This window comes from Thalassobacillus sp. B23F22_16, assembly GCF_043496955.1.
GTDB classification, from domain to species: Bacteria; Bacillota; Bacilli; order Bacillales; family Halobacillaceae; genus Thalassobacillus; species Thalassobacillus devorans_A.
Window position 1 is genome coordinate 26,801 of the sequence record NZ_JBIEKD010000004.1, and the last position, 12,106, is coordinate 38,906.

Sequence of the window (12,106 nt, forward strand, 5' to 3'; positions counted from 1 at the left end):
GTTTGTTCTTATTATATATAATTCTAACAGCAGGGTAAAGCTAATTTCACAGACTGCCAAAAATTGACGTTTTATCCTTGAATTCGTCATGGAAGCGGGAGTGTGAAGGTAAAGGTATGATGATAACCATCTGTATCTAACTGGACACTTCCATTATGCTGCTCGATAATTTCTTTGCTGATCGCAAGTCCCAGTCCACTTCCGCCTGTTTCCCTGCTTCTCGACGGATCGATACGGTAAAAGCGTTCAAATATCTTTGTTTTTTCCGTTTCTGAAATGTAAGAGCCAGGCCCTGCAACAGAGAGCTGATAGGCTGTTTCCGTCTGTTTACCGGTAATTGTTATCGGCTCTTCGCCCTCGTAGTACTGGATGGCATTCTGAAGAAGGTTGGTGAGTACCTGCTGGATGCCTTCCCGGTGAACGAATAACCGGCTTTCCTCCACTTCGGTAACTACTTTAACCTTTTGATTGTCCAGCTCCCATTGAAATAACTGGACACAATTAGCAACTAAATCGCTGATTTCCACCATTTCTCTTTCCGGGTAGGACTGTCCGCCGAGACTGTCCCATTCTTTCACTTCGTGCAGCTGCTGCATCATGGCGGTAATCCGCTTCGCCTCCTGATGCAGGGAATGATAAAGTTCCGGCGACCCTTCAATGACGCCTTTGCTCAACCCTTCCAGGTAGCCGTTGATATTCGCTAGCGGAGTACGTAATTCATGAGCCATATCCGTCAACATCTTATTACGCTTTTGTTCATTTTCACGAAGCAGCAGATTCATTTCATTAAAATGTTCGACTAGCTGTCCGATTTCATCTTTGTTTTTCGTCTCCAGTACAGCTGGATAGCTCCCCTGTTTCAACCGTTTCATCGACTCAGTAAGTTCGGTGATCGGCTGCATCATTTGCTTCATCATAAAGTAATGAACGACACTCCCACTGACAATAGCAATCAGACTAAAAATCCATAAATATTGAAACAGCGTGGAATTGAAACTTAACTGGCGAGCCATACCGACATCCGTAATCCTTCCCACCAGAAAGCAGGCAGTCTGGTAGACAGCAACACCGCTTAATAAAATAAATAAGGCAATGATGATGATATTGGTGATGGTCAGTCGCCATAGCAATTGGGTGGCCATCTTTTCCCGCCAGGATTTAATTTTCTGCCACAAATTTATACCCCATTCCTCTTACAGTGATCAGCCGTTTTGGTTTCGTGGGATCGTCCTCGATTTTCTTCCGAAGCTTTTTAACATGCACATCAATCGTCCGTTCAAAGCTTTCATTTTCATCATAGGGGTTCAGATGATTGAGCAGGTGTTCACGGGAAAGAACGATATTAGGATTTTCCATGAACACATATAACAGGTTGAATTCATAATTTGTCAGGTTCAGCTGTTCGCCATTCAGGGTAACTTCCCCTTTCCGCGGCATAATGCTCAACCCGTCATAGGTGATTTTCTGGCAGTGCTGACCAGTGCGGCGCAATACTGCTTCTACATGGGCAACCAGCTCTTCAGGACTGAATGGCTTGGTCAGATAGTCATCCGCCCCCATTTTAAGCCCGGCAATCCTGTCTTCTGTGCGCGCTTTTGCCGATAATATGATGATGGAAACTTCTCTTGCATCCTGCTTTCTTACCCAACGACAAAATGCTTCCCCGCTAACCTTGGGAAGCATCAAGTCTAATATAATCAGGCAGGGGGCGTGGGTGAAGTACATGTCTTTCGCCTTTTCCCCGTCCTCTGCCGTTACTACATCATAACCGGCTTTCTCTAAGTAAATGGTAACCAGGTTCATGATCATCGGATCGTCTTCTACCACTAAAATTTTCTCGTTCATGTCAACCACCATTCGTTTATGATAGGCATCAATCCATCTGTTCGTACTGTTGAATCATCAAGTCGTAATTCATCGCTCCCAAAGCTACATATTGAATGTAACCTTCCGAATCGACGAAATAGGAAGTTGGAATCGGTTTAATTTCATATTGGTTGGCAACCGCAATATTCTCATCCATGAGAATCGGGAAGGTCAGCCCGAAGTCATCGACAAATTTTGTGACGTCACTAGCGTCGCTTTCCGTTTGCGTAAGGTTCACGGCCAAAATTTCGACATCTTCGTTCTCATAGAACTTCTGCATGTCCGGCATCTCCGCCCGGCACGGCGGACACCAGGTAGCCCAGAAATTGATCATTACTTTCTGACCGCGGTAATCGGAAAGTTTGACCGTTTCACCGTCCATCGTCTGGAGTTCAAAATCAGGTGCTTTCTGACCTTTTTGTAAACCGACCTCGCCCCCGGCAACGTCTTCATTTTCGGAAGCTTCGTCCCCTTCTGGACCTTCTCCATCTCCTGCGACCCTCATCTGAGGCTCTTTTTCTCCAGAAGTTCCTGAGTCACCTTTGTCACCTAGCATATCATAGACCGCCCAGCCCAGCATAGCTATCACGATTCCGATTAAAATCCCTTTTTTCATGCCTGACATCGTCCTCCCTCAATAAAATTATCCTAAGTTCCCTAACCACGTATCCTGTACTAACCGAAGCAAAATATTCGAAAGCCGTGCTAATTGTCCGGTATAAAGTAATACCCCCATGACAATCATCAGCCCACCGCCGACCTTCATGATTTTTTCACTATAGCGGACAACCCATCTAGCCGATCCCAGGAAGAAGGAGAACAAGAGGAAGGGCATAGCGAAACCAAGTACGTAAGCAATTGTGTATAGTAACCCCTGCCCCGGGTCTGTTGCTGCCAGTACAAGAATCGAAGCGAAGATCGGACCGATACACGGGGTCCATCCTGCGGCAAATCCCATTCCGACAAAGGTCGTTCCTAACAGACCAGCCGGCTTCTGAGAATGACGAAGTCGTTTGTCTTTCATCAGCCATTTGAAACTGATCCAGCCACCGACAAACAAGCCCATCAAAATGATGAATACACCGGCTATCCGCTGAATCAAAACACCGGACTGACCGGACAATAGCCCCTGAATATAGCTTCCTAAATAAGAGGCTCCAATTCCTAAAGCAATAAAGATCGATGACACACCAATAAGGAAGAATATTGAATGCAACAAAATATTAGTCCGTACTTTAGCATCTTTCTTGTTTTGTATTTCTTTCACACTCATTCCTGTTATGTAGGACAAATAAGCAGGAAGCAGCGGCAGAGTACATGGGGATAAGAAAGATATCGCCCCTGCACCGAAAGCGAGCCAAATTGTAACATCTGAAGTCATGTAATGACCACCTTCCGTCTAGTCAAAATTTCAAGAAATAGTCCTGCAGCCATTAACGCAAATATAAACCACGGATCGACCATAACCCCGAACAACATCGGGAATGGTGCAATAAATGAAAGCAGCCATTCGCTGAGCAGCCAGGCCAGCCATAAATAAATAACATGGCTTTTGCCGACTGTCTGAAAAGCAAACAGCAGTACAAAAACACTTAATACGAAAAGTTTAACGATTATAGGAAGCTCCATCCCATTTTGAAGCAGCATAGCGTCAAGGAAACTTTTCAACAACAGTGCCGGCAAAAATACCATCATTCCGCTAAATAACAGCTCGCACCCATCCATTTGTTTTTTTCGCAATAAGAACAAGGCATGGGCGAAGGTAAGCACTGCAGCTAAGTAAAACTCATTTTTCCCACTCGGGTATGCCAGGATAGCCGGAGGATCCTGGAGAAATAACGAGAAATGAAATACGATTTTCCCAAAGAAATACGTAAAAATAAATGTCAGCAACAGGGAAAACAAACTCTCTTCCATCCGCTTCTTCTTATCCTGACTGAAACGGGAATAGGAGCGGTAAAACAAGCCTCCTGCTATTATACTGATGATCGTGATGATCCATGAACTTTTTATAATTAGCGGTCCTAACACCCATGCTGATGGCATAACATTCTTCCTTTATTGTGAAGTATCATGGCAAAATCCATTATTTGAAAAACTTAGCTTATCGCCAAGTATAAAACTCGATTGTTAACGGATTATGAACCAGTAGAAAAACCTGGCTGCGAATGGCACAAGACTTGATTATAAACCGATTTTTCCCATCTATAAAACCAAAGAAACACCAAACACTAAGGGATGCGATTAACCTTAGGAGGTGTTTGCCATGAGACAATATTTAGTGAGTCTCTGGACTTTATTTGATCCTCTCTACTATCGAGTCTCCCGGCTGACCTATGTAACGGGGAATAATAAAGAAATCAACAATGTGTTCCGTGTCCGGATTACAGCCTATAAAGGCAGCGGAATAACGCTCGATGATGGTACCCGTATTCAAAAACATGATAAGGTACTGAAAATACATTTGCATAATATCCGGCTCATCAATGAAATGCGCTCCATGAACCACGATGTTAACAAAGCGCGTCATATTTATAAGACTGTCCGGGATTCGATGCCGGACCTTGCCAGTTATCTGAACCAACATACCCATAGGCATGAGGTTACCGGAATCATGGGAATTACGGCTCTGCACAAGGGCTGTCGCCGGCTGGGGTTTGAAACGGCTCCTATTACCAACCAAGTATACCGCTGTATGAAATTTTTATCCTTCATAGCTATCAGTACCTTGTGTATGCGTCCTTCTTCTTTAGGATACCTGAAAAACCACCAGCCTAACTATATTTTTATCTCAAAAGACCAGTTGCAAAAACAGATATCTTAACAAAATAGACACAAATTAGCTTTCCTATAACAATTGCCCCGTTTGAACAAAATATTAAAAGTGAAGGTCCGCAGCAACACAAAAAGTATTTCAGCCAATGAAAAAAGCTAAGGCAATGCAGCGACAATGCCTTAGCTTTTTTAGTTATTGTTATTCTGCTATTTGGTGCATGGTGACTTCAGGTCGGCTTCCTATGCGAATATTCAGGCCGGTCTGTCCCAGTCCTTCACTGATATAAAAAGACTTTCCTTTATGATTGTGAAGGCCTTTAATCATATTCATCCGTGGAAGCTTTCCCATTTTCACAAGATGATAGGCTTTAGGATACAAAATTTGTCCGCCATGGAAATGACCGGACAATAAATAATCAAAGTGATAGTCATCCATCTCCAGTACAACGTTCGGGTCATGAGTCAACACAAGGTTATAGCCCTGATGAATTCCTTGATAGGCAGCCTCAATATCGCTGTGGCCGGTACTATAATTATCAATACCGATAACATTGATAGAGCGGCCGTTTATGATTAATTGATCATTGGCATTCTGCAATACCTTACACTGGTGATTTTCCAAGGTCTTCTTCAATCGCTTGAAGTTGTGGGGACGCAGGACGTAATCGTGGTTACCGAACACGACGTAAATGCCGTATTTTGGCTTCAAATCGTTAAGCACTTCCAAATAAGGAACAAGCTTCGGAATCGTCCATTTCCGGTCAAGAAAATCCCCGGTCAATGCGATCATATCATATGGTTCCTGTTTCAGTTTTTCATAGAGCTGAGCTGGACTTATGGAGATATTTTCTAAATGAAGATCGGATAAATGCAAAATATGAAGAGGAGCGGCTGTGTTATCTGATTTCACATCCACTTTATTGATTTGTACTTCTTGTGTGTTTTTATATGCCATATAGCCGCCAACCAGAAGCAGCGGCAGCAAAGATATAATCCAAATTATGGCCTCCACCTCCCCTTCCTATTATACAAGGATCAAGATGATGGAGGACTAGCAATTGATGGATAGGTTACCACCTAGCTGTTGTTGGCGGTCAGAACACGAAGCAGTAACGATCGTAATAAAAAACCTATGACGAGACCCGGAATGACAAACAGTATCGGCAGCCAGACAGGGCCGAATAAAACGCCGAACAGCTTCACCTTAGTCGAATAGATCAGCCCTACCGTTACAAAATAGGCTGAAAAAACAAATGGTAAGAAAGCAAGCTTCGGAGGTTCGGCAGCATGCGCATCTTTATACGCGTCCCAGATGGTGAACATATAAAGACATGGATAAAACATCAGCCATTGAAAGTTTGTTACTTCAATCGCTTTATCAATTTCACCAAGGAAACTGTAGATGATGGCTGTGTTGAATTTACTATACAAATTCACAAAGACTTCTAACACAATAAAAAATATACCTTTTATAAGCTGACGGTTCAGCAATTGCCCAAATCCCGGAAAGGCGATACTCCATAGCAAGACTTCCAGCGGCGAATGTCTCATAGCAGCCCCCGTCAACTGGAAGAGTGCGCGACAAGTTCGTTTCGATCGGGGGCTTGGGGAGGCTCTTCTAACCATCCATGTTTGATCATTAAGTCTAAACCGTCTTTTGCATATAAAGCCACTTCCACCGAGAGCCGCTGATAGTTGAGAACTAAGTCATAACGCATGCTTGCCGTTGAAGCTGCTGAGTAATTTCCCTGTCCAGTTGTACTGAGCACGCTCATTAAAAAGACAATCAGGCGATCAGAAAAAGTCTGGGAAGTAGAATTGGTGATCAAACTGTTGGATGCCATCGGCGGGTGAATTTCGGACTTGTCTAATATATGAGAAAAAGTCTGGATATGTTTGGAGGAAATATCCTCCCCTTTTTTCATATAAGCTACGATTTCATTGGAGGTTGTCGTCTGGGCAAATGCAGCACATATCGATTCCCCAAGCATATTGGTTTTTATATTTTCGAACAAATGACTGATTTCAATGGTATTAAGTGAACGCTTGTTAAATGGACTCAAATACTTTTTACCTTCGACATACTCGATTTCTCTCGGAACATCGACTTGTGGAGGCCGCACATGGAGCCCTTTTTCCAGACCAACATCTACCGCCCGATTGAACAGTTCTGTCGTTTCAGTAACGCACCTGGAAAACAATTGACGGACGTCTTCACGGGACGATGCACTTAAAGAAGCTCCATAGGCCAGGACACCTGCTTTTCCCATATTACTCAGGAACATCAGTATGAAAGCATCAGTAAATAATTTGGGAGCTTCCATATTGACATCTTTTTCGTTGAAACCATCCGGCACCAGAAGCTCTTCTTCTTGAAAAATACCCTGCATATCCTCAATAACGGTAGATGAAAACTCTTCCGCAAATTGGACGACTGATTTAATTTCATCGTCTTCAACGGTTTTACTAAAATATTTCAAAAATTGGATGGTCATCGTGTTTTGGACATATTGTGTCCACAACATTCCAATTTCGCTGGCGGTAAGCTTTACGACTGCCATTGAAAAAACATCTCCTTCACTACTGTTTTGCTTAGCTTTTCCTAACTGCTGCAGTTTATGTCGCATTCCTTATCCTTTCAAATGCGGGGACAGTACATCCATCGACTCCTGCAGCTTCTTGGCATTGGCTGCATATAGACGCTTTGCTTTCTCTGAGTCGGTAGCCAGCGCAAACAGTTCCAGGTCCGCCTGGCATTTTTTCATATTAGCCAGGAGGAGCGGCTTATCCTGAGGCGTGGGTACCTCGATTTTGTCATCGTATAAATCAATGGTCAGCTGGCCGGAGGAGTCCACCTGACCAAGAAAGACATTCTCGATTGTGACGTTCTGCTTATCTAACTCACCTTTCAACCATGCCCGGTTCTTCCCGGCAGAAGCCAATTTTTCATCAAAAATCTCCCCGTCCATAACGATCGTGTGGGGCTCCTTTTCATTGATACTGGGCAAATCTAAGTCCTTTCTTGTCAGGGGACGATTGTCTTTTTTCAACAGAACGCTTAATTTACCATCTGCTTCGAGAACCGCATATTCTACTTCATCCACTTTAAATACGTCTCTCCCCCTTAACAGCTGTAAAAGTTCATCCGTGGTGTACTTCTCTTTTTTTAAATTATCTTCGAGAATTTTGCCATCTTTAATCAATACAGTTCCTTTTCCTTCCACCACATCACGGACTGTTTTACTGTGGAGCGACAGGATTTCCACAAAGAAAGGAAGCACCGCGAAAATAGCGACACCGATGATCCCATGCCAAATATTATTTTCCAGTCCCATCATGACTTCCGCCGCAATACTACCGATGGTGATGCCTGAAACGTATTCAAAAAATGAAAGCTCTGATAACTGTTTCTTTCCTAGTATCTTTGTTGTCAGAAAAAGAACAAAGAGAAATAATACACCCCTTACTACCACTTCCAACCATCCTGGCACTTTACATCACTCCTTGGGTTAAAAACCCTTATACTGCTCTTCTTCTCGTTCAACTTCTCCAATTCGCTTCATCAAATCTTGTTTGATTTCTTCGATGATAAGCATTTGTTCATGAAAGAGTCGCTGTTCATCTTCCGCGTTCGTGTTGATGGCCAGCGAAGATAAACCCGCTTCGATACTTTTGATTGTGGCAAGACATTGTTTGATATCCGCACCAACTGTCATATCTGCTTCTCCTTATCCTTTTGGCTTGAAAATGAGGGCAGCAAGCGTCCCGAAAATGATGGCAGCTGAAATACCTGCACTCGTTACTTCAAACATTCCGGTCACTACCCCGACAAGTCCGTGTTTTTGTGCTTCTTCCATCGCTCCGTGGACGAGGGCGTTTCCAAAGCTTGTGATTGGGATGGTCGCCCCGGCCCCTGCAAAATCGATTAATGGTTCGTACAATCCAAATCCATCCAAAACAGCTCCTGCCACTACTAACGCACTTAAGGTGTGGGCAGGAGTCAATTTGAAGACATCAAACATGATTTGACCGATCACACAAATGATTCCTCCAACTACAAACGCCCAGAAAAAAATCATAAGCTCCCACCCCCATATTCAATCGAAACTGCATGGGCGATACATGGAATGGTTTCCCCTTGTTGAAAAGTCAAGGGAGATAATAAGGCACCGGTTGCTACTACTAATATCCGCCTCAATTCCCCTTTTTTCATCCGGTTCAATAAATGACCGTAGGTGACGACTGCTGAACATCCTGCACCGCTTGCCCCTGCCAGTACCGGCTGGTTCTCCCTGTAAATCATCAGCCCGCAATCCTGGAATTTTTCTTCAGAAATATCTGTTCCATGTTTTTTCAACAAGTCGAAGGCCACTTCCCGGCCAATGTGCCCGAGGTCGCCCGTAGCAATCAAGTCGTAATGGGAAGCATCAATATTCCGGTCGCGAAAATGGGTTTCAATTGTATCGACAGCGGCAGGTGCCATCGCTCCTCCCATATTCATCGGATCCGTAAGGCCCATATCGACGACCTTTCCAATGGTGGCCGAAGTGACAACGGGACCTTCTCCCTGAGCCATTACGACTGACGCGCCTGCACCTGTTACCGTCCACTGGGAAGTCGGCGGTTTTTGTGCCCCGTACTCTGTCGGATAACGAAATTGTTTTTCCACAGCGGCATTATGGCTGGCTGAGCCTGTCACTATGCATTTCGCGCCCCCGTTATTGATGATAAAAGCGCTTAGTGCCAGCCCTTCCATCGAAGTGGAACAGGCGCCGAACAAACCAAAATAGCCCGCACCGATTGTTTTTGCTGTGAAGCTTGTCGGCGTGATTTGATTGATCAAATCACCGCCTATAAAAAAGTCAACTTTTTCTTTAGCGAGACCAGCCTTTTCTAGCGCTCTAAGCGATGCTTCCTCAAATAGCACTTTGTGCGCTTTTTCATAGGTATCTTCATTCAGCCACAGGTCACCATGCAAGGTATCAAAATCATCGGCCAGCTGACCATTCGCTTCAAATGGACCGCCGACCGTACCGGTTGATACGATGACCGGCCGCTGTTCAAATTCCCACGTCCGCATCACAAAGCACCCCATTGAATCAATAAAGTCTTAATGAGAGCAACTATGAACGCAGCGAATACACCTGACATAATGACCGAACCTGCTAACTTAAACATATTGCCACCTACACCTAAAATAAGCCCTTCACTTCTATGTTCAATCGCAGCAGAAATGACCGCATTACCAAAGCCTGTAACTGGAACGGCAGAGCCTGCACCGGCAAATTGAGCGAGGCGGTCATAGACACCAAACCCTGTTAACAGCATGGCGATGAATATCATGACGGCAACGGTAGGGTTTCCGGCAGTCTGCTCGGTGAAGTCAAAGTTGTAGATAAAAAAAGTTTGGATGAACTGCCCGATTAAACAGATTAACCCACCAACGAAAAAGGCCTTGATACAGTTTTTAACTACCGGCCTCTTCACTTCGCGTTCGGATTGAAATTGTTGATATTCCTGTTGAACTGGAGTCAGATTTTTTTTCTTATTATTAGCCATGACGCCACCTACTTTATGTTTTTTCTTTGGAAAGCTTGATCAGTCGGTCCAGCTCTTTCGATAGCTTTTTACGATCGATGGTTCCTTCTGCCATCTTTTTCTTCAGTTTCATCACTTCCAGGTGGATTTTCTTATCAAGGGAGAGCGTAACCTGGTACTTCGGAAACTTCTCCTCCGCCTGCTTCGTCAAATCCTTCTCTATTCTTTTCATATGGAGTCGCTCATTATGGGGAATTTGTGCAGCAATCAGCAACTGTTTGTCATCATTGACGACTTGGACATCAGTTAAATTATTTTTGTTTCGTAGAGATCGATCAGCCTGTTCAGAGACAGCCTGATTCAACTTATTGTTATTTGCCATTTGCATAGGCTCATTCATTTCTTGTGTTTCCTCATTGCCTCCAGCCTGACATCCCAACAGGTATGCCAACATAAGTATCCCGGTCATTATTTTTTTCATATTCTCTCCACCACCTTACAGCGGTCCATGGCAGAATAAGGTTAGCAGTTCGCTAACCTTATCTGTCCTTGCCTATTGCTGTTTATATTGAGGTTCTTCTTGCTCGATTTCAGTAACACGTGGCTCGACACTGTCGATAATTGCCTGTGTCTGCTGGGCAGCCTGCTGATACAGTTGCTTGGCTTGTTGATTTTCTGTGCCAAGGGCAAAGGTTTCAAAGTTTGCCTGTGCGCTCTTTAATCCGGCGACTGTTTGTTTCACATCGCTAATGACAGTCATATTCATCTCTCCTTACTTTTTTTACAACCGTTATTTTTTGCACCATTCTTGAAATTATGTTTACCTATTTTTGCTTTATTATGAAGGAGAAAAAAAGGCTGCTTGTAGGAAACAGGAGGAAACCATACAATAGGCTATAGAGAACTTTATAATAAACACTACTTAAAGGGGAGTTTTTCATCATGAATACGATTCGGGTAAAACAAAATGGAGAAACTTATGATATTGAACCGGTAAAAGGGAAATCACTGCTTGCTACAGCATTTGAACAGGAAGTGCCGTTGGATTACAAATGCCAGAAAGGCAACTGCACGCGCTGTAAAGTGGAGCTTGTAACTGGAACAGAATCCGTAAATAAACCGACGCCCAAAGAATATCAGCAGATCGAATCAGAGTTAGAAAACGGTTATCGTCTTGCCTGTCAAACCGTACCCGTTAAATAATTTCTGTGATAAGTAGACCGAAATTCAATATTTTTTATATGAAAATAGAATTATGAAGTAAAAAAAGCTGAGGCACAGGTTCAAATTCCTGTGCCTCAGCTTTTTTAATATTATTTATCTGGCAAATACATGGTTGCCGATTACATTTGTTACTTCTCTTTGGTTCAAGTATTCATTGTTCGCCTTATCCGGGTTGAAGAAATACAGGGAACCATAGCCTAGGCCATGATGCGCAATCGCTTCATTGACCGCTTTTTTGGACTCTTCACTCGCCGGCTGGTTGATAGTTCCATTCAGCACAGGCGAGAACTGATAACCGTCGTAAATGACATCGTTGATACTGTCAGGGAAGAGACTGCTGTCCACTCGGTTCAACACAACAGCAGCTACAGCCACTTTCCCTTCATAAGATTCACCTTTCGCTTCTGCCTCTACCAGTCTTGCAAGTACATCTTTCTCCGCTTCTGAAACAGTTACAGGGATCGTCAACTGTTCCCCAGGGTTGATATTGTTATCGGTTTTACCATTCGCTTGTTTGATATCAACAACAGATGCTCCGTACTTTGTTCCAATTTTATACAAAGAGTCCCCTTCTTTGACTGTATATCCTTGTGCACTTGCAGCATTTGCTGAAATCGTCGCTGCTAAGGCCATGATGGCTGTAAGGGATGTCACAATTATTTTTTTGATAGTCATGGTTAAAAAACCTCCTTCGATTTCTATC

Annotated in this window: 18 protein-coding genes; 2 read left to right on the forward strand and 16 right to left on the reverse strand. The window is 43.6% G+C overall.

Features of this window, described 5'->3' with window-relative positions:
* Positions 1–86 precede the first annotated feature (86 nt).
* The 5 genes from ACGTNI_RS04995 to ACGTNI_RS05015 are packed head-to-tail and all read right to left on the reverse strand — an operon-like array spanning position 87 to position 3,912.
* A complete protein-coding gene (locus ACGTNI_RS04995) occupies positions 87–1,175 on the reverse strand; it encodes a HAMP domain-containing sensor histidine kinase (protein WP_394460438.1) in 1,089 nt (362 codons plus the stop codon).
* On the reverse strand, positions 1,159–1,845 hold the full coding sequence (locus ACGTNI_RS05000; protein WP_085506666.1) for a response regulator transcription factor: 687 nt from the start codon (positions 1,843–1,845) through the stop codon (positions 1,159–1,161). The genes ACGTNI_RS04995 and ACGTNI_RS05000 overlap by 17 nt, the downstream gene beginning before the upstream one ends.
* Positions 1,846–1,873: 28 nt before the next feature.
* Positions 1,874–2,482, reverse strand: coding sequence for a peroxiredoxin family protein (locus tag ACGTNI_RS05005; protein WP_394460440.1), 609 nt, complete (start codon positions 2,480–2,482; stop codon positions 1,874–1,876).
* Positions 2,483–2,509: 27 nt separating this feature from the next.
* Positions 2,510–3,247: a cytochrome c biogenesis CcdA family protein gene (locus ACGTNI_RS05010; protein ID WP_394460442.1), complete on the reverse strand. Its 738-nt coding sequence runs from the start codon at positions 3,245–3,247 to the stop codon at positions 2,510–2,512.
* The gene (locus ACGTNI_RS05015) at positions 3,244–3,912 is read right to left on the reverse strand and encodes a hypothetical protein (RefSeq protein WP_394460444.1); all 669 of its coding nucleotides are present in this window, start codon (positions 3,910–3,912) and stop codon (positions 3,244–3,246) included. Before ACGTNI_RS05015 ends, ACGTNI_RS05010 begins: the two co-directional genes overlap by 4 nt.
* A gap of 220 nt (positions 3,913–4,132) precedes the next feature.
* Between ACGTNI_RS05015 and ACGTNI_RS05020 the strand changes: the two genes are divergently transcribed.
* A complete protein-coding gene (locus ACGTNI_RS05020; protein ID WP_394460446.1) occupies positions 4,133–4,690 on the forward strand; it encodes a YkoP family protein in 558 nt (185 codons plus the stop codon).
* Between the two features lie 150 nt (positions 4,691–4,840).
* Here the strand turns inward: ACGTNI_RS05020 and ACGTNI_RS05025 are convergent, their stop codons facing one another.
* From ACGTNI_RS05025 to ACGTNI_RS05070, 10 genes are all read right to left on the reverse strand, one after another.
* Positions 4,841–5,596, reverse strand: coding sequence for a metallophosphoesterase (locus ACGTNI_RS05025; RefSeq protein WP_394460666.1), 756 nt, complete (start codon positions 5,594–5,596; stop codon positions 4,841–4,843).
* Positions 5,597–5,718: 122 nt separating this feature from the next.
* Entirely contained in the window at positions 5,719–6,192 is a 474-nt protein-coding gene (locus ACGTNI_RS05030) for a hypothetical protein (RefSeq protein WP_394460448.1), read from the reverse strand.
* An 11-nt stretch (positions 6,193–6,203) separates the two neighbouring features.
* Entirely contained in the window at positions 6,204–7,202 is a 999-nt protein-coding gene (locus ACGTNI_RS05035; RefSeq protein WP_394460450.1) for a DUF3231 family protein, read from the reverse strand.
* A 69-nt stretch (positions 7,203–7,271) separates the two neighbouring features.
* On the reverse strand, positions 7,272–8,132 hold the full coding sequence (locus tag ACGTNI_RS05040) for a DUF421 domain-containing protein (protein WP_085506659.1): 861 nt from the start codon (positions 8,130–8,132) through the stop codon (positions 7,272–7,274).
* A gap of 18 nt (positions 8,133–8,150) precedes the next feature.
* Positions 8,151–8,357 (reverse strand): DUF1657 domain-containing protein, encoded by a 207-nt coding sequence (locus tag ACGTNI_RS05045; RefSeq protein WP_394460452.1) that lies wholly within the window; start codon positions 8,355–8,357, stop codon positions 8,151–8,153.
* A 12-nt stretch (positions 8,358–8,369) separates the two neighbouring features.
* Entirely contained in the window at positions 8,370–8,720 is a 351-nt protein-coding gene (gene spoVAE / locus ACGTNI_RS05050) for a stage V sporulation protein AE (RefSeq protein WP_085505145.1), read from the reverse strand.
* A complete protein-coding gene (gene spoVAD / locus ACGTNI_RS05055) occupies positions 8,717–9,721 on the reverse strand; it encodes a stage V sporulation protein AD (protein WP_085506657.1) in 1,005 nt (334 codons plus the stop codon). Before spoVAD ends, spoVAE begins: the two co-directional genes overlap by 4 nt.
* The gene (gene spoVAC / locus ACGTNI_RS05060) at positions 9,721–10,200 is read right to left on the reverse strand and encodes a stage V sporulation protein AC (protein ID WP_085506656.1); all 480 of its coding nucleotides are present in this window, start codon (positions 10,198–10,200) and stop codon (positions 9,721–9,723) included. The genes spoVAD and spoVAC overlap by 1 nt, the downstream gene beginning before the upstream one ends.
* A 13-nt stretch (positions 10,201–10,213) precedes the next feature.
* The gene (locus ACGTNI_RS05065) at positions 10,214–10,660 is read right to left on the reverse strand and encodes a YhcN/YlaJ family sporulation lipoprotein (RefSeq protein ID WP_394460455.1); all 447 of its coding nucleotides are present in this window, start codon (positions 10,658–10,660) and stop codon (positions 10,214–10,216) included.
* Positions 10,661–10,732: 72 nt separating this feature from the next.
* Entirely contained in the window at positions 10,733–10,939 is a 207-nt protein-coding gene (locus ACGTNI_RS05070) for a DUF1657 domain-containing protein (protein ID WP_085506654.1), read from the reverse strand.
* Between the two features lie 182 nt (positions 10,940–11,121).
* Here ACGTNI_RS05070 and ACGTNI_RS05075 point away from each other — a divergent pair, with 182 nt between their 5' ends.
* Positions 11,122–11,382 carry a 2Fe-2S iron-sulfur cluster-binding protein gene (locus tag ACGTNI_RS05075; RefSeq protein WP_085506653.1) on the forward strand — a complete coding sequence of 87 codons (261 nt, stop codon included), beginning with the start codon at positions 11,122–11,124 and terminating at the stop codon, positions 11,380–11,382.
* Between the two features lie 114 nt (positions 11,383–11,496).
* Here ACGTNI_RS05075 and ACGTNI_RS05080 read toward each other — a convergent pair whose 3' ends face one another.
* The gene (locus tag ACGTNI_RS05080) at positions 11,497–12,078 is read right to left on the reverse strand and encodes a cell wall hydrolase (RefSeq protein WP_394460458.1); all 582 of its coding nucleotides are present in this window, start codon (positions 12,076–12,078) and stop codon (positions 11,497–11,499) included.
* Between the last annotated feature and the right edge of the window lie 28 nt (positions 12,079–12,106).